The sequence below is a fragment of the Gordoniibacillus kamchatkensis genome (assembly GCF_000829455.1).
Taxonomy (GTDB): Bacteria; Bacillota; Bacilli; order Paenibacillales; family NBRC-103111; genus Gordoniibacillus; species Gordoniibacillus kamchatkensis.
This window is the reverse complement of the sequence record NZ_JXAK01000037.1, coordinates 51,295-75,124: the sequence shown is the minus strand read 5'-3', so window position 1 is coordinate 75,124 and position 23,830 is coordinate 51,295. Positions and strand designations below refer to the sequence as shown.

The 23,830-nt window shown below is 58.9% G+C and carries 22 protein-coding genes and 1 pseudogene; 13 read left to right on the top strand and 10 right to left on the bottom strand.

Going from position 1 to position 23,830, the window contains the following annotated elements; translation table 11 throughout:
- The 3 genes from SD70_RS20115 to SD70_RS20105 form a co-directional block, all read left to right on the top strand.
- Positions 1-194 (top strand): diguanylate cyclase domain-containing protein (locus SD70_RS20115; protein WP_197081093.1); only part of this gene is annotated, 194 nt, incomplete at its 5' end.
- 1,131 nt (positions 195-1,325) lie between these two features.
- The gene (locus SD70_RS20110; RefSeq protein WP_082053514.1) at positions 1,326-2,009 is read left to right on the top strand and encodes an HD domain-containing protein; all 684 of its coding nucleotides are present in this window, start codon (positions 1,326-1,328) and stop codon (positions 2,007-2,009) included.
- Complete coding sequence (locus tag SD70_RS20105; protein ID WP_231571334.1) at positions 2,009-2,836, top strand: glycosyltransferase family 2 protein; 828 nt, start codon at positions 2,009-2,011, stop codon at positions 2,834-2,836. Before SD70_RS20110 ends, SD70_RS20105 begins: the two co-directional genes overlap by 1 nt.
- On the opposite strand, the gene SD70_RS37075 is transcribed toward SD70_RS20105, so the two are convergent.
- On the bottom strand, positions 2,824-6,297 hold the full coding sequence (locus tag SD70_RS37075) for a CBM96 family carbohydrate-binding protein (RefSeq protein ID WP_052487682.1): 3,474 nt from the start codon (positions 6,295-6,297) through the stop codon (positions 2,824-2,826). The two genes, SD70_RS20105 and SD70_RS37075, sit on opposite strands and share 13 nt — an antisense overlap.
- 922 nt (positions 6,298-7,219) lie before the next feature.
- On the opposite strand from SD70_RS37075, the gene SD70_RS20095 reads away from it, so the two are divergent.
- From SD70_RS20095 to SD70_RS39330, 4 genes are read left to right on the top strand one after another with little or no spacing between them, the layout of a single operon-like run.
- The gene (locus SD70_RS20095; protein ID WP_041049287.1) at positions 7,220-8,059 is read left to right on the top strand and encodes an ABC transporter ATP-binding protein; all 840 of its coding nucleotides are present in this window, start codon (positions 7,220-7,222) and stop codon (positions 8,057-8,059) included.
- Entirely contained in the window at positions 7,992-8,759 is a 768-nt protein-coding gene (locus SD70_RS20090; protein ID WP_231571333.1) for an ABC transporter permease, read from the top strand. Before SD70_RS20095 ends, SD70_RS20090 begins: the two co-directional genes overlap by 68 nt.
- Before the next feature lie 27 nt (positions 8,760-8,786).
- A complete protein-coding gene (locus SD70_RS39335; RefSeq protein ID WP_394297990.1) occupies positions 8,787-9,494 on the top strand; it encodes an ABC transporter substrate-binding protein in 708 nt (235 codons plus the stop codon).
- Positions 9,380-9,844 (top strand): ABC transporter substrate-binding protein, encoded by a 465-nt coding sequence (locus SD70_RS39330; RefSeq protein ID WP_394297989.1) that lies wholly within the window; start codon positions 9,380-9,382, stop codon positions 9,842-9,844. Before SD70_RS39335 ends, SD70_RS39330 begins: the two co-directional genes overlap by 115 nt.
- A gap of 80 nt (positions 9,845-9,924) precedes the next feature.
- Here SD70_RS39330 and SD70_RS20080 read toward each other — a convergent pair whose 3' ends face one another.
- The 6 genes from SD70_RS20080 to SD70_RS33705 form a co-directional block, all read right to left on the bottom strand.
- The gene (locus SD70_RS20080) at positions 9,925-11,052 is read right to left on the bottom strand and encodes an acyltransferase (protein ID WP_052487681.1); all 1,128 of its coding nucleotides are present in this window, start codon (positions 11,050-11,052) and stop codon (positions 9,925-9,927) included.
- A gap of 19 nt (positions 11,053-11,071) precedes the next feature.
- Positions 11,072-11,614 (bottom strand): MOSC domain-containing protein, encoded by a 543-nt coding sequence (locus SD70_RS20075; RefSeq protein ID WP_041049286.1) that lies wholly within the window; start codon positions 11,612-11,614, stop codon positions 11,072-11,074.
- 1,070 nt (positions 11,615-12,684) lie between these two features.
- The gene (locus SD70_RS20070) at positions 12,685-13,131 is read right to left on the bottom strand and encodes a bactofilin family protein (RefSeq protein ID WP_041049285.1); all 447 of its coding nucleotides are present in this window, start codon (positions 13,129-13,131) and stop codon (positions 12,685-12,687) included.
- On the bottom strand, positions 13,128-14,141 hold the full coding sequence (locus tag SD70_RS20065) for a M23 family metallopeptidase (RefSeq protein WP_041049284.1): 1,014 nt from the start codon (positions 14,139-14,141) through the stop codon (positions 13,128-13,130). Before SD70_RS20065 ends, SD70_RS20070 begins: the two co-directional genes overlap by 4 nt.
- 56 nt (positions 14,142-14,197) lie before the next feature.
- Positions 14,198-14,482: a hypothetical protein gene (locus SD70_RS20060; protein WP_156158108.1), complete on the bottom strand. Its 285-nt coding sequence runs from the start codon at positions 14,480-14,482 to the stop codon at positions 14,198-14,200.
- On the bottom strand, positions 14,409-15,800 hold the full coding sequence (locus tag SD70_RS33705; protein ID WP_052487680.1) for an MFS transporter: 1,392 nt from the start codon (positions 15,798-15,800) through the stop codon (positions 14,409-14,411). Before SD70_RS33705 ends, SD70_RS20060 begins: the two co-directional genes overlap by 74 nt.
- 122 nt (positions 15,801-15,922) lie before the next feature.
- Between SD70_RS33705 and SD70_RS20050 the strand changes: the two genes are divergently transcribed.
- Positions 15,923-17,737 carry an ABC transporter substrate-binding protein gene (locus tag SD70_RS20050; protein WP_041049282.1) on the top strand — a complete coding sequence of 605 codons (1,815 nt, stop codon included), beginning with the start codon at positions 15,923-15,925 and terminating at the stop codon, positions 17,735-17,737.
- 473 nt (positions 17,738-18,210) lie between these two features.
- Here the strand turns inward: SD70_RS20050 and SD70_RS20045 are convergent, their stop codons facing one another.
- From SD70_RS20045 to SD70_RS20035, 3 genes and pseudogenes are all read right to left on the bottom strand, one after another.
- Positions 18,211-18,729, bottom strand: a complete 519-nt coding sequence (locus SD70_RS20045; protein WP_052487679.1) for a hypothetical protein — start codon at positions 18,727-18,729, stop codon at positions 18,211-18,213.
- Between the two features lie 88 nt (positions 18,730-18,817).
- Positions 18,818-19,929, bottom strand: a pseudogene (locus tag SD70_RS20040) (MGDG synthase family glycosyltransferase).
- A 101-nt stretch (positions 19,930-20,030) separates the two neighbouring features.
- The gene (locus tag SD70_RS20035) at positions 20,031-20,615 is read right to left on the bottom strand and encodes a thymidine kinase (RefSeq protein WP_041049281.1); all 585 of its coding nucleotides are present in this window, start codon (positions 20,613-20,615) and stop codon (positions 20,031-20,033) included.
- Positions 20,616-20,732: 117 nt separating this feature from the next.
- Between SD70_RS20035 and SD70_RS39880 the strand changes: the two genes are divergently transcribed.
- The 5 genes from SD70_RS39880 to SD70_RS20010 are packed head-to-tail and all read left to right on the top strand — an operon-like array spanning position 20,733 to position 23,789.
- Positions 20,733-21,026 carry a DUF6886 family protein gene (locus tag SD70_RS39880; RefSeq protein WP_331436823.1) on the top strand — a complete coding sequence of 98 codons (294 nt, stop codon included), beginning with the start codon at positions 20,733-20,735 and terminating at the stop codon, positions 21,024-21,026.
- An 8-nt stretch (positions 21,027-21,034) separates the two neighbouring features.
- Positions 21,035-21,937 carry a TIM barrel protein gene (locus tag SD70_RS20025; RefSeq protein ID WP_041049279.1) on the top strand — a complete coding sequence of 301 codons (903 nt, stop codon included), beginning with the start codon at positions 21,035-21,037 and terminating at the stop codon, positions 21,935-21,937.
- Positions 21,938-21,965: 28 nt separating this feature from the next.
- Positions 21,966-22,430 carry an NUDIX hydrolase gene (locus tag SD70_RS20020; protein WP_041049278.1) on the top strand — a complete coding sequence of 155 codons (465 nt, stop codon included), beginning with the start codon at positions 21,966-21,968 and terminating at the stop codon, positions 22,428-22,430.
- A 56-nt stretch (positions 22,431-22,486) separates the two neighbouring features.
- Positions 22,487-22,945: a DUF2663 family protein gene (locus tag SD70_RS20015; protein ID WP_041049277.1), complete on the top strand. Its 459-nt coding sequence runs from the start codon at positions 22,487-22,489 to the stop codon at positions 22,943-22,945.
- A 43-nt stretch (positions 22,946-22,988) separates the two neighbouring features.
- On the top strand, positions 22,989-23,789 hold the full coding sequence (locus SD70_RS20010) for an aminoglycoside phosphotransferase family protein (RefSeq protein WP_041049302.1): 801 nt from the start codon (positions 22,989-22,991) through the stop codon (positions 23,787-23,789).
- Positions 23,790-23,830 lie beyond the last annotated feature (41 nt).

The following is a 23,830-nucleotide window of genomic DNA, read 5'->3' as shown; positions in this document are numbered from 1 at the left end:
CCGTGACGGCGCGCATCGAGAAAGTGCTGGCCGAAGCGTGGCGAGTCGGGGAATACGTATTTAACGCCTCGGCCAGCATCGGCGCTGCCATATATCCCGCCGACGGCGAAGATGCGGTCGAACTGTTGAGACGGGCCGACCTGAAGCTGTACGAATCGAAGCATGAATACAAAGGCAGCGAGATGAGCTCGTAGCTTGGTAGCTTTTAGAAAAAAGGGCCGCCGCCCGCCGCGCGCGGCTTTTTTGCTTTGGCGGCCGGCAGCGGCGGTGCGGCGGCCTTTTGGCCGGGTCGGAAAGGATAAGCCGCGCTATGATCGGCTGAGTCTGCTGCGGTAAACGGGTGCATTCGTTTGGACGGCGTCAGTGGGATTCCTCTTCACCGAGTATATGCAACCGCAAACGCATCGCGTCTCGTCAGGCTCGGCAACCGCGTGAGCATCTCATCTCGTCGGGCTCGACTCGCTGTGATAACTATTGTGGTCGAATGAATTCAACCGTTCCATTGCATTTTATGCAGTGGGATTTCCAATATGTGGGTAATTTGGCGCGGGAAGTGGAGTTTTTGCAATGGAAACTTTCAAGTTCACCCTCGGCAGGCGGTTTTGGGGCTAAAAGACTGGATGAACTCCAGTGAGTGGGCACGTGTCAGGAACCCGCCGTCTCCCTGCTGCACGAAATCCATTCCTTTTGATAAGAATCGGCCGCCGCGACACAGCGCTTCTCCTCGGGATCCGCCGCGTTACATATCGTGCGGTACAGCGACGGAATAGGCCGAACTTGCCGAATAACGAACGTGTTCGCTGATTAACGCCTCTCAAGACGCTGTCAACAGCCAATTTCGCGGAAATAAGTGATTAGAGAATAGGTATTCCATGTACAGAGAACAAATGACTTTATTTGCGCACGTTGGGGCTCTAACCGGCGTTATTCGCCGTTTGGTTCTAAATGAACGTCCTCTTTGACTTTGATTAAAGATCATGGTCTTATCGGGTACTTCGAAGTGGCAATCCGGTCCATCGGCAGGGACATGACGCGGCCGCGGCAGAGGGCATGAGGCTGCCTGCGCAGGGACGTGATGCAACCTCGGCAAGCACATGAGCACCCTCGGCAGGGACTTGACGCGGCCTCAGCGAGCCCCGAGCATCATCAACAGGCGCTAGAAGCACCATAAGGGCTTCATTGGCTTGGCCGGTCTCCGGCAGAAGCCGGGAATATATCATGCGGCTGCAGCGTCTTGTTCTCCAGAGGCTTTGGGCTTACAATCAATCATTAGAAGATTGAACGGCATCAGCCGAATTCGTTCTCATTCCAGGAGGAACCACCCTATGTCCCATAATCCCGCCGCCGATTCGGGCGGCGACCAGATCAGGCGAGCATTCTCGCCGCCGCCGAAGCGTGGGGTGCGCGCCAAGCTGGCGCACGAAAGCTCGGGCCACGACTGGTGGCATATCCACCGCGTCGTGCGCACGGTGCGGACGATTGCCCGCGAGGAAGGCGCCGACGGCTTCGTATGCGAGCTGACTGCGCTGCTGCACGACATGGCCGACGACAAGCTGAACGCCGATCCTGCTGCGGCGCAGCGGGAGCTGGAAGCGTGGCTTGCGGCAAGCGGCGTTGGCCCGGAAACCGCGGCGCACGTGCTGGAGATCATCGCCACGATGTCGTTCAAGGGCGGCTCGCGGCCGCCGATGCGCACGCTTGAAGGCAAGGTCGTGCAGGACGCCGACCGGCTCGATGCGATCGGGGCTGTCGGCATTTCGCGCGTATTCGCTTACTCCGGCGCAAAAAATCGGCCGATCCACGATCCGTCGGTTATGCCGCGCGAGCGGATGACGGAAGCGGAATATCGGAGCGGTAACGATACGGCGATCAACCATTTTTACGAGAAGCTGCTCAAGCTGAAAGATTTGATGAACACCGATTACGGACGGCGGATGGCCGAGGAGCGGCACCGATTTATGGAAGCTTACTTGGATCGGTTTTATGCCGAATGGGAGGGACTGAGCTGATGGAAGCCGCTGCGATGCCGACCGTATCCGTCATAATCCCTACGCATAACCGCCCCGGCCCGCTCGCCGAGCTGCTGGAGGCGCTGCTGCGCCAGCGCTACGAAAAGCTGGAAGTGATCGTCGTCAACGACGCGGGCGAGTCTGTGGACGATGTATGCGCGCTGTACCCCGAGCTAGACGTTCGCATCGTCAATATGGAGACGAACGTGATGCACGTGCACGCCCGCAACGCCGGACTGGCGCAGGCGAGCGGAGAGTTCGTCATGCTTTGCGACGACGACGATCTCATCGTGCCCGGACATATTCAGCGCATGATGGCGGCAATTGAGGACTGCGACCTGGTGTATACCGACGTGGAAATGTTCGACTATCGGTATGAAAACGGAACGCGCATCCCCGTGAGCCGCTTTCTGTTCGCGTATGAGTACGACCGGGAAGCGATGAAGCGGTTTTCCACTTTCGTCGCTTCCGGCTGTCTGTATCGCCGCTCCGTGCACGATGCGATCGGGCCGTTTGACGTCGATATGTTTCATTACTGGGACTGGGACTTTTTCCTGACCGTGTCGGCCCGGTTCCGCGTCAAACGGCTGCCGGTCGCAAGCGGTTTGTACGCCTTCTCGCAGCAAGGTGACAATATGTCCGGCAATCACGACAGCATGCGGCCGTACTTGGATAAACTGTGCGAGAAGCACGGATTAGGCTACTTGCCGACAAAAAACTTCTTTCTGCTGCTGGAAGAGCCGGAAGTGCGAAGCCGCCAGGCGAAGTCGGAGATCGTCTGGGATTTTCAGCCGGTCGTCTCGCGCCTCGCCAGCTACTCTAAATAAAGCTGCTTCAAATACGCAATATCGCTCAGAAGCACATTCGCGAACGAGGCCTGTATGTGTTTGCCGGCTTGCGCCTGCACTTCGTTCTCCAAAGCGTTCAACCCGTTCCTGATGCCGCCCTGCTTTTGCCCGAGATGATTCGCTTTAGCCATAAGGCTGTTCAGTACGCCGCTGTCCGAAATCCAGCCTTTCCCCGCACCGGATTGCAGCAACTGCGGCAAATGGCCGATGTCCATCATCACGTTCAATGTAAAATCGCGCGTCGTTACGTTGCCCGCACGATCGGATGCGTTCGCCCGAATCGAATGAGGGCCGACGCTCAGCTTAAGCGGCTCGAGCATTATCGGGTATGGGACCGATTTGCCGTCCAATTCGAACGACATGCCCGCAACGCCGCTCAAGCCGTCTTGGACGTCGAACGCGATCGTTGCCGCATCCGTTTGGTAAACGGCCATCGTAACGGTCGGCGTTATCGACGGACCGGTCATATCGATTTTGACCGCCGCCGATTTCGCTGTCTCCTCGTTGCCCTCGTTATCGACGCTATAATACTTAAACTCGTGCGCGCCTTCGCTGCTGACGGTCACCGCAGTTCCTTCCGCGAACGGGCTGCCGTCCAGGCTATAGTACGTGTGAGCAACGCCGCTTCCGGCATCCGTTGCCGCCAGATGAACCGTCTGCGCGGCGTTTTGCCATTCGCTCTTCGCGTCATCCGCCGTCACCGGCGGGATCGTGTCGCGAATATGCACGGTTACCGTGGCGGCATCCGAATCGGCATAGCCGTTGCTTGCCTTGAACGTGAACGTATCCGGGCCGGTAGCTCCGGGGATCGGCGTATACGTAAATGCGCCGGTGGCCGCGTTCGTAATGGCCGCCGTTCCTTTCGCGCCATTTATGACGATGCTGTACGTAAGCGGAGCGCCGTTCGCATCGCTTGCGCTCAGAGTCCCGCTCACTACCGTATCTTGCGGCGTAGTCAGCTCTGATCCGGCCGCCACCGGCTTGGTGATGACAGGCTGAATTTCGATAACCGGCCTGTAGCTTGCCGTCGCATTTTCTTTGGAAGCATAAGAGACTAACGAATTGGACCCGTAGTCCGCCTGCGAAGTGATGATTTGCAGCGATAAAATTTTGCCGGCCGCCAGCGCCGCCTTCGCTTGATTCGTTACATCGAACTTCACGGGCGTGCCGGCCGCGGGAACGGACCAACTGGCGAACATTGCGCCCGCACTTGGCTTATTGTTCCAGGTCAGCGTCGATTCCTTCCAACTGTTGTCGCTGACGGGATGGGCTTCATTCGTGACGCCTACCTTGGCGACGGAAGTCGGGACGAGCGTCACCTTGGCATTGGCGACCGACCCGCCGAACGACGACATATCGAATTTGATATAAGCCTGCCGGGCGTAGCTTGTGGCGTCCGCCTTCACGTCAAGCGTGGCGCCGGCTCCATAGTTGGTTTTGGCGTAAGTGCCGTCCCGCACGAAAGCGTCCTCCGCAGCGCCGATCCGCACCAAATTTGCCGGCGAAATATCGATAGTTACCGTGCCTGCAGCCGAGTCGAGCTTGCCGTCGGACACCTTGAAAGTGAAGCTGTCGCTGCCCCATACGCCAAAATTCGCGGTATATACGAATTCCCCGGTGCTGCTGTTCGTCAGCTGAACCGTGCCGCTTGCGGGACCGTTCACAATGGAATATTGCAGCGGATCGCCATCCGGATCGGTTGCTCCGAGCGTGCCGCTTACTTGGCTGCCTTCTGTCACGCTGTAGCGCGCATCCTGAGCGAGCGGCTGATGATTGACCTGGGAAGTATCTCCTTGGTATTCAAAAGCGCCGATGTCCGGCAAGACATTGTACAGCGGGTTGCCTTCGTAGTCTTTGCCGCCGTTGCCAGCCATGGCAAGCCCGGCGTCGATCGCCGGCGAATCCGCCTTCAGTTCATAGGCATAGGCTGTCGCCAACCCAATGCCTGCGCCCCCGGGATTCACGAATCCGGGATTAGCCGTCACTTTGCGCGGATCCTTCGGTTCGGCAGCGGAATGAACGCCCCCCGCTTCGTAAAACAGGTTGTTGCTGAATGCCACCTGCCCCCAATTGAACGTGCCCCAATCCGTTGCGACGGAAGGATTCATATTGTAGAAAATGTTGTTCGACAAATTGTAGCCGTTTTTCGTTTCGTCGAGGCTCACTTTAAATTTGGCGCCGTCGTAATAAAAAACGTTGTTGTAAATGTAAGCCGGCGTTTTCTCGTCGAAGGCGAAATGCCGGAACGCCGCCCCGTCGTTCTGGCTGACGTTGTAACGCATCACGTCGTTCTCGTTCGTGCCCATCAGCAGCATTTGTCCCATCGGGTTGTCATGGCTGTAGTTGTACTGGTACACCGTGTTGGTCAAGTATTCGTCAAAATCAAACGCGCACCCGTCCTGGTTGTACGCCGGACCGCCCGACACTTCGTTGTACTGCAGCGTGGTGTTTTTGGCAACGGCCAGCCAGATGCCGGCAATCGCATTGGAACCCGCCACCCGGGTGCCGAACTTGTTCAATACGTTATGCTCGACAACAGCCCCATCCGTATCGCGCAAAATAATGCCGTCCCCGCCGACGTCTTCCATCGTGTTGTTTCCGACATAGAAATTTGTGTTCCAATTGCCGTATTTTCTCGTTGCGGTAGTAGAAAACGAGTCGTCGTTCACGTAGTTGGCGTGCGCTGCCACACGTATGGCGACCCGGTCCACTTTGCGGATCGTGTTGTTTTCGATGCGCACATCGTTAAAGCGCGCGACCGTCGCCTGGCTCGTTGCGCTCGTACCCTTGATGACGCCGAAAATGCCGCCGTTTTCCTTCGACCCGGCGTTATTGTAGCCGTCGATATCGTGGATGTAGCAATCGCGAATGTAAATGTGGTTAAATACCCGGTCGCTCTGGTTGGAATCGATGACGAAGAAAATTCCCGCTCTCAGCGCGTTCGGATCGTTATTCTCGACGGTAAAATCGTCGTCGTTCGTCACTTCCAAATTGTTGATTTCCCAGTATTCCTGGTTTTTCAGCAGCACCGTTCCGGTATTGTAGGTCGTCGTCGAGTTGTAAATCGTGTTCGTAAAATTATTCCCCCCGCCATGAATCGCCGGCTTGCTGCCCGCGCCATACTGGTCGATGACAATCGGGCTGCCATCCGTTCCCGAGCCTTTCGGCCACAGCTGGCCGTTCCAGACGCCTCCTGCCTTGAATAAAATTTTGTCCCCCGGTTGGAACGTCTTGTTGTTTACTTTGCTTAACGTTTTCCATGCCTGCGACTCGCTCTGGCCGCTGTTGGCGTCGTTTCCGCCAACCGAGTCGATGTAGTAGACCGTTCCTTGCGCTGCGGCATGAGCCACACCTTGCCATGGCGGCAAGCCGATCGTGCCTAACACGAGGCTTGCCGCAATTGAAAGCGTAATCATTTTGCGCCGGAAAAAATTCCGCATTCCCAAATCCCGCCTTTGCTACATATTTTTTGATTCAATGTTAATGATGCAATATTTTCCATTCGGTTGTAAGGCAAAATCTTAACCTTCGTGAGCATTTTTTTGACCGATACGGGCGGCGTTACTGAGTCCGAAACGAAATGATGGACAGGCTGGACGGCGATAAAAAGATTCCGCTAATCGCGGTCGCGTTTTCAGCGAAGAGCTGCGCTTTCGGATTATGGGCTTAATTTTCGAGATCCGATCTCTCAATTTGGTTGCGATGACGTTATGGTTTTGTCATTTCAGACCTCATGGCTGCCTAACTGCTTCAAAGCCTGGCTGTTTAAAACCCAAGTTCTTTATTCAGAGACGATGGAGGCGGTAATTGAGAAGGAAAAGGCGTACGACGCCGGTTAACGCATCGGTGTACGCAATTAACGAATCTTTGACGCTGCATATACAATTCTCGGGCGTTAACCGAATTTATTGTTAGATCCGCTCAAAACAGCATCACGGAACAAGCAAATTAGCGAATGAAATTCGTTGCGGCTCGCAGCACTTTGGTATATGCGCCAGACAAACACTGCTGTCCGGCTATTCAGCCTATGGCATAGCGCTGCCCGCCTGCAAGTCGGCCAAGCGCCGAAGGCGAAACATACGATAGCCGCTGCGCCGGCCACCGGCACTGAAAATTGTGCTTGCCGGCATGGCTACCCGCAGTCCCGTGACAGTTCATGCCGCAGACATGCGCGAAAATGTCGAAGCTGCCCGGACATGCTGCCCGAATTTCCCGGGAAATCGTCGAAACAACCGTATTGACAATTATACTAATTCCGATAAAATAAGTTGGTATAAACACGGCGCGGGACACAGCTCATAATTGCATGGTTTGGAGCCTACACGGGCACAGTGTTTCGGCGGAATGAGGTGGATCGGCAACATGATTGAAATCCAGCACGCAAGCAAAACGTTCGAGCAGCGCACCGGCGGTGGCTTTACCGCGATCGACGACGTGACGCTGACGATCGGGCGCGGCGAATTCGTATCGCTGCTCGGGCCATCCGGGTGCGGCAAGTCGACGCTGCTGAACCTCGTGGCGGGCTTCGAGCGCACGACGCAAGGCTCCGTACAAGTGAACGGGCAGCCGGTAACGGGCCCTGGGCCGGACCGGGTGGTCGTTTTTCAAGAGCATGCGTTGTTCCCGTGGCTGACGGTGCTTGAGAACGTCGCCTTCGGGCTGAAGCAGAAAGGCGTCGGCAAAAAGGAGCGCAACGAGCGGGCGATGGAGCAGATCCGCACTGTGCATCTGTCCAAGTTCGCCGACCGCTATCCGCATGAGCTGTCCGGCGGGATGAAGCAGCGTGCGGCAATCGCCCGGGCGTTGGCAATGGATCCGGACATTCTGCTCATGGACGAACCGTTCGCTGCGCTCGACGAGCAGACCAGGCTCATTCTTCACAAGGAGCTTGAAGAAATTTGGATGAAGACGCGCAAGACGATCCTCTTCATTACGCACAACATCCGCGAAGCGGTGATCCTCTCGGATCGCGTGCTCGTCATGTCGACGCGCCCCGGACGCATCAAGAAGGAATTTGCGGTGAAGGCGGCGCGTCCGCGCGATGCCGCCGACTCCGTGCTGCACCATGTGGAGCAGGCGGTCATGGAGGCGCTGGCGGACGAGCTTGAGAAAGTGGTAAAGGAGGAGATGGGCGATGAGTACAGCATTAAGAAGAACGATCTTTCTAATCGTTCTGCTGATAGCTTGGGAGGCGGGATTTAGAATTTTCGACTGGGGCTGGAAGTTCCCGTCCGTGCTGCAGACGCTGCATGCGTTCCGCGACGGGCTGATGGACGGCAATCTGCTTGCGGCCACGCTCGGCAGCATTCGCCGGCTGCTCATCTCGTTCGTCATCTCGATCGTCGTCGGCACGACGCTCGGCTTCCTTTTCGCACGCTACCGGCTCGTGGACGACACGATCGGCTTTATCGTCGTAGCACTGCAGACGGTTCCCAGCATCGCGTGGCTGCCGTTTGCAATCATCTGGTTCGGGCTGAACGACGTCGCCGTCATCTTCATTACGACGCTCGGCGCAACGTGGACGATGGCGCTCTCGAGCCGCACCGGCATCAAAAACATTCCGCCGATCTACTTGCGGGCGGCGCAAACGATGGGGACGGGAACGGGGGCGCGCATGTTTTTTCAAGTCATGGTGCCTGCGGCGTTCCCGCATATGATGACAGGCCTCCGCGTCGCCTGGGCGTTCGCGTGGCGGGCGCTCGTCGCCGGCGAGCTGATCGCCAAAGGGGCGGGACTCGGGCAGCTGCTCCAGGACGGGCGCAACCTCGGCGATACGGCGACGATGCTGTGTATCGTAATTATTATCGCCGTGCTCGGCACGATTTCCGACGCGTATTTCTTTAAACGGATGGAAGATAAGCTGCTCGTTCGCTACGGCTTGGCGACGGCAGGCAAATCATAACAATTCGACTTACTGGGGGTCATTCGTATGAGAAAAGCATCCATTTTGCTGGCAGCCCTGCTGCTAGTCGCAATCGTGGCAAGCGCCTGCGGGAAGAAGGACGAAGGCGCGGCTGCCGGAAGCGCGGCGTCCGGTTCTTCAGCGGCGGCTCCGGCTACCGTGAAGCTGGGCATTTTCAAGAACGTGACGCATGCGGCCGGCTACGTAGCGCTGCAGAACGGCTACTTTAAAAAATATTGGGGCGACAACGTCAAAATCGAAGTGACCGCCTTCGACAACGGCTCCGACTTCTCCACGGCGCTGGCGACCGGCCAGATCGATCTCGGCTATGTCGGCCCGGGTCCGGCCACGAACCAATATTTGAAAAGCAAAAACTTCCGCGTCGTATCCGGCTCCGCCAACGGCGGGGCGGTGCTCGCCGTGCGCAAAGATGCGGGAATTAACAGCGTGAAAGATTTAGCGGGTAAAACAGTCGCGATTCCGACGAAGGGCAGCACGAACGAAATTTCGCTGCGCCTGCTGCTGCAGCAGGAAGGCCTCAAGGTCGGCCAGGACAAAGGCAGGTGCAAATTATCGCGCGCGCTCCGGCCGATACGCTCATTGCCATCCGCCAGAAAGAAGTGGACGCGACGCTCATTCCGGAGCCGTGGGGCACGCAGATGGCGCAGGAAGGCATCGCGACGATTCTCGTCGACTGGAACAAAATCCCGCCGAACAACGGCGACTATCCGCTGACGATTTTGACCGCTTCCGACGATTTTATCAAGAAGTATCCGAACGCCGTCAAAGGCGCGATCAAGGCGAACCAGGACGCGATCGATTTCATCAAGAAAAATCCGGACCAGGCATACCCGCTCATCAACAAGGAGCTGCAGGAGCTGAGCGGCAAAGGGATGGATCTGGCCTTGATCAAAGCGGCCGTCTCCCACTTCAGCGTCACGTCCGACGTGAGCAAGGAGGCGATCGAGGAGATGGCGAAAGTGTCGATCGACGCCGGCTACATTAAAGACGTGAAGAAAGAGCAGCTCGACCTGAGCAAGTTCGTCGATTTGACATTGTTGGGCGATGTTAAGAACGGGAAATAACTTTTGGCAGGAAAAAAAGCTCTCGGCCTCTGTTCCGCATAGCGGACGGCCGGGAGCTTTTTGCGCCGGTTGTTGCTTGTTCATGTTTGCTGCTGCTTCTTGTGCGATAGGAGGAGCTTGACCCTGCGCAGGACGAAGGCGAGTGCTACCGCGCCTGCAGCGCACAAGATCGAGGCTGCCAGCATGCGCAGCGTAACGTTTCCACCGGGCATTATCCCGTCCGCCGCCCATACGGCAAAATTGAGCACAAGCGCATGCGCCAAATAGGCGACGTAGGAAAGCGAGCCGATGCGGTCAAGCGCCTCGCGCAAGCGGCGAGGGGCCTTGCCGGCCGCGAATGCCAACGACTCCGCATGCATCGCAACGACGGAAACGATGAGGAACAGCGCCATCAGCGGCTGGAGCAGCAACGTCGTGTTGTACTGGATTTTCAGCTGCGGCGCGAGCTGGAACTTGGCAACCGTCACGTACAGCAGTATGCCGATGACGATGCCGTAGCCGATGCGAATATGGACGCGATAGGCGGTCAGGAACGTTTTCCAGCGTTCCAGATGCAGTCCCGCTGCCGCGCCGAGCAAAAAGTAATAGAAGAAGTGCAGCGCGTTGCGGTCGTCGTAGGTCGTGAACAAATCGGACAGCACCGGAATGTTTAGCCGCCCGACGGCGTCGCTCAGCGTCCCGTGTACAGCGATGTACCAGATGTAGAACAGACCCAAGAGTGCGAGCAGCACAAAGCCCGCCCGGCCGGCGCCGCGGTCGGCACGGACGATCGCCCGCTGCAGCAAAGGGAACAGCAAGTAAAATTGAAAAATCATGACGATGTACCACAGATGGTAAGATGCCGTGCCGGTTACGACATCGAGCGCGAACTGGCGGATCGACGTCCAGGTTGCGTCCAGGTGGTGGAACATTACGGCGTACAAAATCGCCCACGGCAAATACGGCAGCAAAATGTCTTTGCACCGCTTTCGCACAAACGGGACGAAGCGCACGCCGCTATCGTAGTTGTAAAACAGCACTAAGCCTGTAATGAAAATAAACAGCGGGACGGCGAACTTCGCCAGCAGCAAAATGAGCCCCATCAGGACGCCGTCCGCCAGCGACGCCTCGGGTACGGCGAAATAATGGCCGATCGAATGCTGAACGACGACGGCAAGGAAAGCGAATGCCCGCAAATATTGAATTTCTTCGATTTTTGGTTTGGCCACGGATGCAACTGAGCTCCTTTTAAGGGATCATTATCGTGACGCGGTCGCCTTCGCGAATCGTGCCTGGCAGCTCGACGGATGCGACGATGCCGCGTTTCTGCATGGCGGCTTTGACGAAGCGCCGCGCCAGTTCGGGGCGCCCGTACGCTTCGGCGATGACCTGTCCCGGCCCGATGCACGGCTCGTTCTCGCCTTCGCCGATCAGGCCCGCGCCGCTGGCAAAAATGAGCCGGGCGCCCTGCGGCAGCATCGTCAGAGACGGGTAGCCGCGCAGCAGCACGTTCGCGCCGAGCCACTCCGGACGCAGCTCCGGCACGCCGAGCGCGGAGGCGACGACGTCGCATTCCTCGGCGGCGAGCAGGCTGAGCTGCCGGCGGTTCGCGATCATCGTGCCGCGCCGGTAAAAGCGCTGCCGCGAGTCGGCGGCCCGCAGCAGCCCGTAATGGCGGTCGCCGGGGATGCCGCCAAGATCGATGTCGAGCTCGGGGCGACGCGAGGTGACGAACGATTGTATTTGCTCCGTGGCGAGTACGGCTTCAACGACGGCTTCGTAAGTACGCATAGGGGTATCAGTCCTTTTTCAGTTTAAGCTTATATTTCGTCGGGAAACGGATGGCGCAGCCCGGTTCCGCACAACGCGCCGGTAAGGCGAAAGCCCCCTTCCTTTCGGTTAGCGGAAATTTGTTCCGTTATTTGCTTATTTCCCGGGTATTTCCCCAAAATAACGGAACGAGAGTACGTTATCCCGGCATTTTAGGCGAGAATCGCTCTTGTCCCGGAACGATAACGGAAAGAAGTTCCGTTAAGTTGTATCCGGTAGCCCTCTGCCCGTGCAATAACGGAACAGCGTTCCGTTCCGGTCGACCAAGAAAGGATGGCTGCGCTGCGGATCTCATGCGGGTCTCCGGCATCGCCCACACTCGTGTTCCCGTGAATCGAATAAGCGGCGGGAACCGCTCGATCCGCCTTTCTCGGGCAGTCTGAACGGAACCAAGTTCCGTTATCGCTGGCAAGAAAAGCTGCGGGTTAGCCAGCGAATGTAATCTGTCTCGGCGGGATACACGTTGGCCGGTTATTGCGAGGCGTGCCCCTAATCTGGCCTCGCTCACTCCTCTGATTGCGGGAACGTTTTTTTTGAATTGTTCCTATTTTACCTTAAGTTGGTTGGAGAAGGTACATAAATCTCTCGGGAAGCAAGGGGGGCGGCAAAAAAAGACGGGCGGGCCGATGCCGGAGGAGTCCGGCGCCGGCCCGCCCGCAGGCGGATGACGGCTGAACATTTATCGCGATGCGGCCGTGTCCGCACGAACTTGTGAAGGCCTGGCAAACGTTCGGTGCGTGCGGGATGAGGCGAGATCCGGTTGGAGGGACCGGCTGTGCATGGAATAAGCGGCTTGCGCGGCTTGCCTGTGCGTCCAGGCGCGAGCGCGGCTCGGCTGTGAGGCCCGGCGCGGGAGCGGATTGCCTGCACGGCGTTCGACGGCGAACGCCGCCTTGACCGAAGGCGCCTGGCACGAACGCCATCTTGCTTGTGCGGCGCTCGACGCGAATATCGCCATGCCTGCGCGGCGCTCAGCACAAGTGCGCCTTGCCTCAAGGTAAGGAGGGGCTGCAGCCCGCGCCGCAGCCGCATCAGCCGTGGCCGGCAGCCGCTGCGGCCTCTTTATTTTGCTTATGCGCTTTGGCGTCGATCACTTTGTTGTTATTGTGCACCGGCTCTGCGGCCGGAGCCAGCGGCTTCATCAGGCTGGTGCCTTGAAAAATGCCGCCTTCGACAATGACGAACGATCTCGCGTCAATGTTGCCGAACAGCTGCCCTGACGCAAGCACGGTGAGCTTGCCTTTGCAGGTAACGTTGCCGCGCACCTTTCCGGCGATGATGACGTCCCGCGCCGTAATCGAAGCGTGAACGTCGGCGTTCTCGCCGACGGTAATATCGCCGCCGCACTCGATGTCCCCTTCCAGGTGGCCTTCGACCCGGATGCTTGCATCCGATACGATTTTCCCTTCGCATAGCGTGCCTTCTCCGATGACGGTATCCGTTGCGGAGAAATCATGCTTTTTTTTCGAACCCATCATGGTTTCTCGTCCTCCTTTCGGTTAGTGATCAAATACGGCCTGGGATCGATAGGAACGCCGTTTTTGTGCACTTCGTAATGGAGATGGGTGCCGGTGCTGCGCCCCGTCGAGCCCATAAGGCCGATTTGCTGCCCTTTCTTGACCGTCTGTCCCGATTTGACGAGCAGCCTGTTCATGTGCAAATACTCCGTCTCAAGTCCTCTGCCGTGCCCGATGACGATGTAGTTCCCGTGCTCGCCGTCAAAGCTTGCCTTCGTTACTTTGCCTTCGGCGGCAGCGTAGACCGGATCGTTCGGCGCGCCGGCGAAGTCGATGCCCGTATGCATCGCCGGTTTTTCCGTGAACGGATCGACGCGAATGCCGAAGCCGGACGTGACCAGGTGCGAGGGCGTCGGCCACAGCGTTGGCGTAATGCTTCGCACGTGCTCGGCTTCGCTGAGCTTCGCTTCCGATTCGTTCAGGCTCGTCATGAGCCCGTTCATTTCCTCAAGCATAGAAGACAAGCTCTGCCTCGTCTCGGCTATCGTGCGGGCGACCTCCGCGGCAGACGGCGGCTCGCCGCTGCCGCCCATCGGCCCGGCGGACGACGGGCTGCCGCCGTCGGTTGCCGGAACGGTTGCGCCGCCAGACGGCGTACCGCCGACGTCCGTCATCACGGCCAACACTTGCTTCAGTTGCTTAATTTCGTTGACCTTCGCCTTGAACTGTTCGGACTGACGGGTGAGTTCGATCAAGCTCGTCTGCAGCAGCGAGAGCTCCGCATCCTTATCCGCGATCGTTACTTGCAGCTGCTGCTCGGTTCCGTCGAACTTCGTCTGCATCGCGGTGCGGTCCGCCTCATAGCGGTCGTGCAGCATCACGAACGCCAGCGACGTACCGGCCGCGATGGCAAGAGCCGCCGTCGGCATCGCAAGGAGACTGATTTCCGGCAGCTTGAGTCTTACGATTCTTCGATTGGCGCCGGCGATGAGCATCAAAGTCAGCTTCTTCCTCCACCAACGTTGCTTCATAAGATCTCCTCTCTGCTTGGATAGGTCCCTCCTAGGTTCGATTGTATTCGAGGTTGTCAGCGAACATGCCATTTTGTTTTGGCGGCGGGGATGGCCCAACCGGCAGCAAGCAGCGCAAGCAGCGCGCCGACGGCGAAGTACAAGCCGCCCACAGGCATATAGCTGAGCACAGCGTAGGCAGCCAGAGGACCTAGCGCCGCCCCGAGGTCGAAGGAGACCGTGTACGAGGCCATGACGGAAACTTTAGAGGCGGGGCCGCGGACCGCTTCATCGGCGGCGAGCGCATCCATCAGCGTGACGGCGGCGGTATTGGCGAGCTGCAGCGCCAGAAGCAGCGCCAACGTGACGGCTGCCGGCGCAGGCAGCGGCAGCAAGGCGCAAGCAGCGGCCGAGAGCGCAAGCGCCGGTACGAAAACGGCGCGGCGGCCGCGCACGCCGTCCGCCGCCGCGCCGAGCCGAGGCGAGAGCCACGGCGACAGGCGGAGCGCAGCGCCTGGACCGCGCCGGCGATCGTGCTGCGCCGAGGGCGGCGCCGGCCGGCAGCGTGCCCAGCAGCCGGCTGAGCGTTGCGGCGAGGACGCCGAAGAAGACGAAGGCGACGAGCCCGCCCGAGCCGAGGACGAGCCACGTCCGAGGCGGGAACGCGGCGCGGACGCGCGGCCGCGCCGCGGTGGCGGGGGCCTCGGGCGCAGCCGTGACGGCAGTGGCCGGCGCGGCCGCAGGCATGGCGGCGGACGCAGCCGGGGCGGTGATCAGCTCAGCCGAAGCGAGGACGGAAGCAGACGTTCCGGAGCCGGATGAAAGGGCCGACGGGACGCAGGCGGAGGCCGATGCCGCCGAGTCGGGCTTGGACGCAGCTGAAGCTGAGGCAGTGGTGGCGGGACAGGTGACAGGAGCAGCCAAACCGGGACCGGGGGCCACGCGTACAGACGTCCCCGAAAAGGCCGAGACCTCGGCGGATATGGGTTCAGAAGCACGCTTACCGGGAAGACATGCGGGTGCAGCCTTCAAGGACCGCAGGGCAAGAGCGGCGAGCGGGGCACAGCCGAACGTGAGCGCACCGAGCGCAAGCGCCACAGCGGCAGGGCCAAGCCGGTCGGCGACCGCGCCGCCGGCGAGCAGGCCGACGAGGCTGCCGAGCCCCCAGAGGCCGTTGTAGGCACCGAGCAGACGGCCGCGGTTGTTGTCCGTAGCGGCATCCAGCACGGACAAGTAACCGCCGAGACGCAGCAGCGACCACGCCGCTCCCCATAAGGCGCGGGCTGCCAGCAGCGGCCAGAAGCCTTTTGCCAGCGCGTAGGAGAGAGTAGTCGCTCCCGCAATTACAATGGCAGTGAGCAGCAGAGAGCGCATCGGCAGACGGTGGTACATCCAACCGACCAACGGGCCTAGCGGCAGCCGCACGAGCCGATTGACGGAAAGCAGCACGCCGATTTGCCAAAACTCGGCAATGCCGAAGAAGCTGGGATAAACAGGAAGCACCACGTATAGCATCGCATCGCCCATTACGCATACGGCGGTAATGAGAGCGAGCTGCACGACGATGCGGGGCGGTCGTTGCTGTCCGGCGACGCCGGCGGCGGGTGAAACGGCCGCAAGCAGCCGCTGCACGAACCGGGCGACGGAAAGGGGAGTATTGGAGTGTAGACGTTGAATCATAAGGCGGGCACGTCCTCTCTCGGCGGATAACGTTACCCTCATTGTAGCTTGTAAAAGGGGAACAAAAAGTGTAGAATACCCGGTAAAATTGCTACACCTTTTATCGGGATGGAGCGAATCGCATGAAAGTTGACGAGCACTATTCGCTTGTTTACCGCAAGCTGCTTCATGGGGAGCGGCGTCCGGACGATGCCCCTGGCTTCGAGCTGTCGATCGGGGAAGCGGCCGCCATGCTGCGCTGCTCGGAACGCAACGTCAAGCTGCTGCTGCGCAAATGGGAGCAGGCCGGCTGGATTCGCCGCGAGCCGGGCAAAGGCAGGGGGCACCGCTCTCGCATCGCGCTGCTGGCCAGCCCTCGCCGCATCCGCGTCGAGCAGGCCGCCGCGCGCTGCGCCGCCGGGGATCCGCTCCCGGCCGCTGAGCTGCTGCGTTCAACGGAACTCGGAGAAGAGGAGCGCGACCTGCTGCTGGCCGCGCTTTTAAGCCCGGCTCCCGGGGTGCCGCGGGACGGAACGGTTCAGGGAGGGGCCGATACGCTGCGGGTACCCGTATACCGGGACATTTCGTCGCTCGATCCGGCGCATGCGACGCGCCGCACCGAGCTGCACCTTGCGGAGCAGTTGTACGATCCGCTTGTCCGATACAATCCGGCTTCCGATAACTTCGAGCCGGCACTCGCGCATCATTGGGACGAAAGCGATGACGCCCGTCTGTGGCGCTTCTACTTGCGCAAGGGCATCCGTTTCCATAACGGACGCCCTTTCAACGCCAGCGCCGCCGCAGCTTCGCTCGCCTATGCCGCCGGTCTCGGCAGCCTCGCTCCTGAATCCTCCGGCGGTCTCGGCACCGATCTCGAGGCGCTGCTTCCGCTCGGCGACTACACGCTTGAGATCAGGCTTCGCGAACCGGCACCAGGGCTTCTAAGCCTTCTGGCTGCGCCGAAGGCATACATAGCGGACCGCAGCCGAAGCGGTCCTGCCGCCGCGCCCTCAGGCACCGGACCGTTTCGCGTCGTGCGCCGCGACGGGCAGCTCCTCGCCCTCGAAGCGTTCGATGCGGCCGTGCGCGGCCGGCCTCTGCTGGACCGTTTGGAAATTTGGACGCTTCCCGACGTATATCACGAACGCGCACAGCGGGACGGAGCCGCCACCAGACTGGCCGAATTTCCGCTGCTCGCATACCCGCACACCGCCGCCGGCGGTGACGGTGAGCGCCGCTTCATTCGCCGTGCCGATCTCGGCGGTAAGCTGCTCGCGCTCAACCCGCACCGGCCCGCTTTGCGCCTTCAAGCCGACAGGCTGCGCCTGCTGGCGGCGTTTCCGCGCGAGCGCATGATCGAACAGCTCGGCGGCCACCGCCATGCGGCGGCGCTGTGCACCGCCGGCGCCTTCGAGCCGCTGCTTGCGGCTGCCCCTAGTGCTGCGGCGGCCATAGCCCGCACCGGCCTTCGCGGTGTTCGTCTCACGCTTCACACCTACGAAGGCGCAGGCAACGAAAAGGATGCCGCCTGGCTCGCTGCCGCGGCCGAAGCCTGCGGCTTTCGGCTCGAGCCGGTCATCGTTCCTTACGAGGCGTATCTGGAGTCCGTGCACGGCGGGGAAGCCGATCTGTGGCTGTGGGAGCAGCCTTTGCCGGACGAACCCGAGGGCATGCTGCTGCAGCTGTACGGCGACGCCCGCCATCCGCTCGGGAAGCTTGCCCGAGCCTTGCCGGAGCGCTTTGAAGCACTACGTGCAGCTATGCAAGCGAGGCAAGACCGTTTGTCGCGCCGGCGCATTTTGCTTGATTTCGACGTTGCCCTGCAACAAGCCGGCCTGTTGCAACCGCTATATCGCTGGGAACAGTCGGCGCAATTCCCGCCGGAGCTGCACGATGTGGAGCTTAACGCATACGGTTGGGTCCATTATGCAAAGGTCTGGATCAAGAAGCAGCCGTAAATTTATACGAGCATCAACACGGACGCTTAAAAAAACACATTTCAGGGCCTCTATCATAAACTGCAAGCTGTGCGAGCTTATTCGTTAGCGGATCTCCGTTCCGTTAACAGCGGTATTTCCCGATATTGCCCAGAAATAGCGGAAGAGGATTCCGCTATTTGCCCGCAAATCGGCTTCGGACAGGCAATTTGCTGCTAATAACGGAACAGTGTTCCTCTAACATGCGCTATTTTCCTCGGAGTTCCAGGCTTAACGGAACAGAGTTCCGCTAAGCCTGGAACCGTGACCATTTTTGAACCGCTCGGGCAATGCACATGCCTTTAATCGTTCGTGGCGGCTGCCGTACACCATGGTTGATGACCAGCCCACTACCCCGCCGAACCGCCACCGAAGCGCCGGCTCCACCCGCCCCACCCGAACCACCACCGAAGCGCCAGCCCTACCCGCCCCACCCGAACGCCACCGAAGCCACCTCAGCCTCTGCCCGAGCCGCCGCCTGCCCCGCCCCGGTCCCCGCCTATCCCGCCGCCTGTCCCGCCGTCGCGTGGCGGCTCCCCGCTGAACAGCGTCTCGGTGAGCGCCTTCATTTTCTCCATAAACTTCCCGTAGCCGAAGCCCGTCAAGAACGCGACGCTGATTTTCGCCTCCGGCGAAGCGCCGAGCTGCAGCAGCAGGATACCGCTGTCGAACAAAATGACCGTCATGACTGCACAGCCGACGCAAAGCACAGGCCGCATCAAGTACCAATAAACGAACTGCTGCGTCAACTCGTTGTAATGCTGGTGGAAGGCGCGCAGCCCGTACAGGCTCCCGCCGATGGCCCCGGAGAAGCCGTAATAGAGGTAATCGCGGAACAGCTCCAGGTCGACGCCGAGCAGTCTGCCTTGAAAATGGCCGCTGCGAACGGCAGCGATAATCCAGAAGCTGCCGACGAACCAGAAGAGCAAATAGACGAAAATCGCCGTCCGCCACCCGTTGCCCAGTCGCTCCATACGCAAAACACCGCCTCATTAGGATGGTATCATCCTATGAGGCGGTGTCTTCTCCTATGTACAGCCGTGCAGCTTCACGCCGCACCGGTTACTGTAAATATTGCATAATGGCTTGCGAGCAGTCGAGCGGGTTGCTCTGAAAACGGTGCTGGATCGTCCGCCGCCGGCTCGCCAGCTCCGGATACCGTGTCAGCAGCGCTTCCATCCAGCGGTCGATCATGTCCAGCGACGTAATTTGCTGGCCGTAGCCATGCTCGGTGAAGTACTGGATATTTTCTTCCTCTTGCCCCGGAATCGGGTTGTAAAACAGCATCGGCAGCCCTTTGGCCATTCCTTCCGTACACGTAATGCCGCCGGGCTTCGTAATGAGCAGATCGGCTACGTCCATCAGCTTGTCGATCTCTTTCGTGAACCCGAGCACGTGCACGTTCGGATGCCGGAACGCCGGCCCTTCGAGCAGCCGTTGCCGCGCTTTTTCGTTGCTGCCGCAGCAGATGATGAGCTGGATATGCTCTCTCCAGGTGGAGAGGCGCTCGAGAACCTCGTCATTTTTCAGCAGTCCCCAGCCGCCGCCCATAATGAGCACCGTCGGCATCGCCCGCAGCCCGTACTGGGTGCGGATTTCCTCCTTGCTGTATTGGCGCAAAAAGCGGGGTGGACGGGGATGCCTGTCACCTCGATCCGTTCCTGGCTGACGCCCTTCTGCACGAGCCGCTGCTTCACTTCATGCGTCGAAACAAGGTATTTGTCCACCTGAGAATCGATCCACGTGCCGTGCGCGTCGTAGTCGGTAATGACGGTGAACAGCGGCACATGGAGGCCGGCGCGCTTCAGCCGCGACACGACCATATTGGGAAAAGGATGCGTACACACGATCAGATCCGGCCGGAATCGTTCGATAATCTGTTTCGTTTGCGAATAAAACAGCCGGTGCAATGCGAGCTGGGTGAAGCGGCTAAGCGACTTTTTACGGTACGATTTGTACAGCATGCCCCACAGTCTTGGCTGCGACGTGACGGTTTTCCGGTACGCGGTCAATATCCACGACGAAACCGTCGGATGCTGGAATGTCGCGAGCTCCATCACTCTCGTCACAATGTTCGACGAATTTTGTTTCAGCAGCACGGACAAGGCGTGCGCCGCTTGAGTATGTCCGGCACCGAAACCTTCGGACAGGAGCAAAATCCGTTTTTTGCGCAAGACCTCTCACCTTTCTCTCATCCGGGGAATCTGATACGCGAGTGTCCGACACAGCAAGCATTTCACATAATTACCAATATTGTTTCCTGTATTGCGGCAGCTTAATCAGTCGCAGCTTCGGCTTGTTTTCGTTTCGCCGCGTAGCATTTGCGGCACACCGGAATGTAGCTTTCGTTGCCGCCGATTTGAATTTGCTCGCCCTCGAAAACGGGCACTCCGTCTTTGCAGCGCATATTCATGATCGCTTTTTTGTCACAGTACCAGCATACGGTTTTGATCTCTTCTATTGTATCAGCAAGAGCCAATAAATGGTAGCTGCCCTCGAACAGCTGTCCCCGGAAGTCGGCCCGCAGCCCGTAGGCCATGACCGGAATATCGAGCATATCGACGATGTCGACGAGCTGTTTCGTTTGTTTCTCGCGCAGGAATTGGGCTTCGTCGACCAATATGGCGTTAGGCCGCTCTTCCTCGGCGATGGCGAACATGTCCGTATCGTCAGTCACGACAGCAGCTTCCCTCTTCATCCCGATGCGCGACGCCACCGTGCCGATGCCGTAACGAACGTCGACGACCGGGGTAAACAGCAGCACCTTTTTGCCCTGTTCCTCGTAATTGTGCGCGACGCGCAGAACTTCGATCGACTTTCCGCTGTTCATCGTCCCGTAGCGAAAATATAGTTTAGCCACAGCGCTCGTCCCTTCTGTCCATGAAATTAATGCCGCACGGTCGGTAGAACCATTGTTATGATAGCACGATTGGACTGTTCCCGTAACTTAAACTTTTATGAACATCCTTAACAGAAAATAAAGATTTCCCGTCCGTGCGCTCCATTTTGCAGCCACGGGCAGGAAAAAAGTGGGCGGCGGGCGAACTGTTCAAGTACAGTTGCGAAGGGAGTTGCGGAACGGACCGTTGTGCCGCTGGAGGTGGCCGCTCTGGTCGGGCTGATTGAGCGGATTTTGGCGACCGGAACGGAGCTGCGCTTTGCGCCGAGCCTGCACCCGCTGCGCAACGCGATTTTGAAGGAGAGGCCCCATTTTCGCGCGTTCGGGATTCATCGCTTCGAGTTTGCGGCTAAGGCAGAGGGAGAGGGATAGGACAACGTATGAGAGACGGCGGCCGGTTTCTGATTGGCATGTACGGCGGCTTCGACGAGAGCAAGTTCGCCCGGGACTGGCGCGGCGGCTTTTACGGGATCGAAGCTTGTCTATTTGGCAGCGAGGACGACGTCGGGCGGCTCGCGGCAGCTGCGCGCAGCGGCGGGTTCCGGATCGGCGTACATTTTCCCCTGCGCGCCGGGCGCTCCAAAGTGCGGGACGCTTTGTTTCTGGCCCGGGACGGCGCGGTGCGCGGGGAGGCTTACGCTTACATGCGGCAGGAGCTCGAAAATATAGCCTCGCTCGGCCCGGAGTACGTGCTGTTTCACTACCCAAAGCCGGTCATCATGGACGACCGCGTCGATTGGAGCCTGTGGCGGTTCGCCGATCCGAGCGAGCACGTGCCGGAAAGCGGCTATCCGCTTGAGCTTCTGCAGGAGCTCACCGAAGAGCTGTTTGCATGGCTGTCGGCGAAAGGCGAGGCGCACCGGTTTACCCCCATTTTGGAGTTTGACGCTTTAAACCGGTACGTGTACGGGCATGATTTCCTCGAGCGGCTGCTGCAAAAATATAGCCGGATCAGGCTGTGCCTTGACACCGGCCGGCTCCATTTGCAGCAATGCCTTGATCCGCATTTCGATGCCGAACGCGTGCTGGAGACGTACGGGCGCTTCGCGGACTCCGTTCATTTGTGGAACGTGCAAGTGCAGGGCGGCGAAGTGCGGATGAACCATTATCCGGCGCTGCCCAGGTTCGATCCTGCGGACGGCTGGGCGCCGGTCGAACGGTATTTGCGCATCGTCAAGGAACGAAGCCCGGGGGTGAAAATCGTATTCGAACATCGCTCGGACCTCGTAACGGACGAACAACTGGAAAGCTGCTACGCCTGGGTTCGCGAACTCATGAAATAAACGCGGCTCGGGCGGGAAGGAGATTGTCATGGAATATTATAAGGAACTAAGAAAATACGTCGGGCATAGGCCGATCATTTTGCCGGGCGCTGTCGTCATCATTGTGAATGCGGACGGCGAAGTGCTGCTGCAGGAGCGGAAAGACGGCACTTGGGGTCTGCCGGGCGGGCTGATGGATTTGGGCGAATCGTTCGAGGAGACGGCCCGCAGAGAAGTAGCGGAGGAAACCGGGCTGCGTCTGGGGGAGCTTGCGCTGGTCGATGTATTTTCCGGGTCGAAGTACTACTTGAAATTACGCAACGGGGACGAGTTGTACTCGGCAACCGCCTTATATGCAACTACGCAATATGAAGGGACTCTCAAGGCCGACGACTCGGAGTCGAACGACGTCAGGTTTTTCCCATTGGATCGGTTGCCGGAGCCGCTCGGCCGGGGCTGTAAGGAGTTTCTCGAGGCGTACCGGAAGAAAATGCCGTCAAGCCAGCTGCCGTGAATTTGGTTGCAAGAAACGGGCATACAAGCATACACATCAATTGAGGTGAGATGCGTATGTTCAATACGAATCAATGGATCGACAGTTTGAAGGTAGCCGAAGATACGAAAGTATTGCTAAAGGAATTGGTGAAAAGAAAAGACAAGAAGGAGCAGCTGAAGACGAGGCTGATCTGTTTGGGCGTGATCAATTGCTTTATTACGACGATGGTCGTTTTTTGGCTGCTGAAAATTAGCGCAATGTCGCATGCCAACATTTTCGGCGTCATGGATTACTTCGGCTCGAGCAGGGCGGCCGGGATTTTCCTCGTGCTGTCGGCGTCCTCCTTTATATATACAGGGTCTTTATCCAAGGAGTATAAAAAGAAGAAAGACAAGTACGAGAAGCTGAGAGAAGAAGTAGCGCGCAAGATCTCCGCTTCGTGGAAAATTACCGAAGACTCCAAGATGAAGGATGAAATATCGGAAGTGCTGAAGTCGCATAACGACATCAATATTCGCTTTACGGCATTATAAGTTTGGAAGCTCATGCTAATCTGCCGATGCGGGGATGAAGCCGATGAAACTGATCGGGCGGGGCAAAACCGCCGAAATATTCGAATATGGACAAGATACGATTGTTAAGCTGTATCGGGACGGGTATCCCGAGGACGCCATTCGTCATGAGCTGCGCATGAGCCAGCTCGTCTGTTCGCTCGGCATCGATACGCCGCAAGCGCATGAAATCGTAGCCATCGGCAATCGGCACGGCGTCGTCTTTCAACGCATTCATGGAGCGCCGCTGCTGAACGCCATGATACGTACGCCTTGGGCGATTCGCAAGCATGCCGGAACGCTCGCCGCATTGCATTATGACGTACATGCCCATCGAGCGGCGGGAGCATTCAGGCAGCAAAAGCAAGTGCTGGCGGACGCCATCAGGGCGGCTCAGCCGCTCACCGCTGCGGAGAAGGACGCGCTCCTTCACTATCTGCAGCAGCTTCCTGAAGGAGATGCGCTGTGCCACGGCGATTTTCACCCCGACAACGTGCTGATCGGGGAGAAGCGCTGGATCATCGACTGGATGACGGGGATGTCCGGTTCCCCTGCGGGGGATGTGGCGAGATCCGTCGTTTTGGTGCGCTTCGGGACGATGCCCTCCGGCACTCCAAAGATGGTCAGGGGCATCATCGAGCTGCTTCGCAGCCGGCTCTTAAACGGCTACATCAAGCAGTACTTGCAGCTGTCGGGAATGCGGTATGACGAAATGGAACGGTGGATCTTGCCGGTAGCCGCCGCGCGCTTGGCGGAACGGCCGGACGCCGAAGAAGAGGAGCGATTGGTCCGCGTGGTGCGGCAGCGCATGAGCGCGATTTCGTAGCGGTACCGTTAGCGGAAGTCGTATAAGACTGACTTCGCGTG

Bases quoted from the DNA above. Each gene is read 5' to 3' on its own strand.
- SD70_RS33705 (WP_052487680.1), bottom strand. From the start codon at position 15,800: ATGATTCAACGTCTACACTCCAATACTCCCCTTTCCGTCGCCCGGTTC.
- SD70_RS20110 (WP_082053514.1), top strand. From the start codon at position 1,326: ATGTCCCATAATCCCGCCGCCGATTCGGGCGGCGACCAGATCAGGCGA.
- SD70_RS39335 (WP_394297990.1), top strand. From the start codon at position 8,787: ATGAGAAAAGCATCCATTTTGCTGGCAGCCCTGCTGCTAGTCGCAATC.
- SD70_RS20075 (WP_041049286.1), bottom strand. From the start codon at position 11,614: ATGCGTACTTACGAAGCCGTCGTTGAAGCCGTACTCGCCACGGAGCAA.
- SD70_RS20020 (WP_041049278.1), top strand. From the start codon at position 21,966: ATGGAATATTATAAGGAACTAAGAAAATACGTCGGGCATAGGCCGATC.
- SD70_RS20065 (WP_041049284.1), bottom strand. From the start codon at position 14,141: ATGAAGCAACGTTGGTGGAGGAAGAAGCTGACTTTGATGCTCATCGCC.
- SD70_RS20010 (WP_041049302.1), top strand. From the start codon at position 22,989: ATGAAACTGATCGGGCGGGGCAAAACCGCCGAAATATTCGAATATGGA.
- SD70_RS20045 (WP_052487679.1), bottom strand. From the start codon at position 18,729: ATGGAGCGACTGGGCAACGGGTGGCGGACGGCGATTTTCGTCTATTTG.
- SD70_RS37075 (WP_052487682.1), bottom strand. From the start codon at position 6,297: ATGCGGAATTTTTTCCGGCGCAAAATGATTACGCTTTCAATTGCGGCA.
- SD70_RS20105 (WP_231571334.1), top strand. From the start codon at position 2,009: ATGGAAGCCGCTGCGATGCCGACCGTATCCGTCATAATCCCTACGCAT.
- SD70_RS20025 (WP_041049279.1), top strand. From the start codon at position 21,035: ATGAGAGACGGCGGCCGGTTTCTGATTGGCATGTACGGCGGCTTCGAC.
- SD70_RS20070 (WP_041049285.1), bottom strand. From the start codon at position 13,131: ATGATGGGTTCGAAAAAAAAGCATGATTTCTCCGCAACGGATACCGTC.
- SD70_RS20015 (WP_041049277.1), top strand. From the start codon at position 22,487: ATGTTCAATACGAATCAATGGATCGACAGTTTGAAGGTAGCCGAAGAT.
- SD70_RS20095 (WP_041049287.1), top strand. From the start codon at position 7,220: ATGATTGAAATCCAGCACGCAAGCAAAACGTTCGAGCAGCGCACCGGC.
- SD70_RS20050 (WP_041049282.1), top strand. From the start codon at position 15,923: ATGAAAGTTGACGAGCACTATTCGCTTGTTTACCGCAAGCTGCTTCAT.
- SD70_RS20090 (WP_231571333.1), top strand. From the start codon at position 7,992: ATGAGTACAGCATTAAGAAGAACGATCTTTCTAATCGTTCTGCTGATA.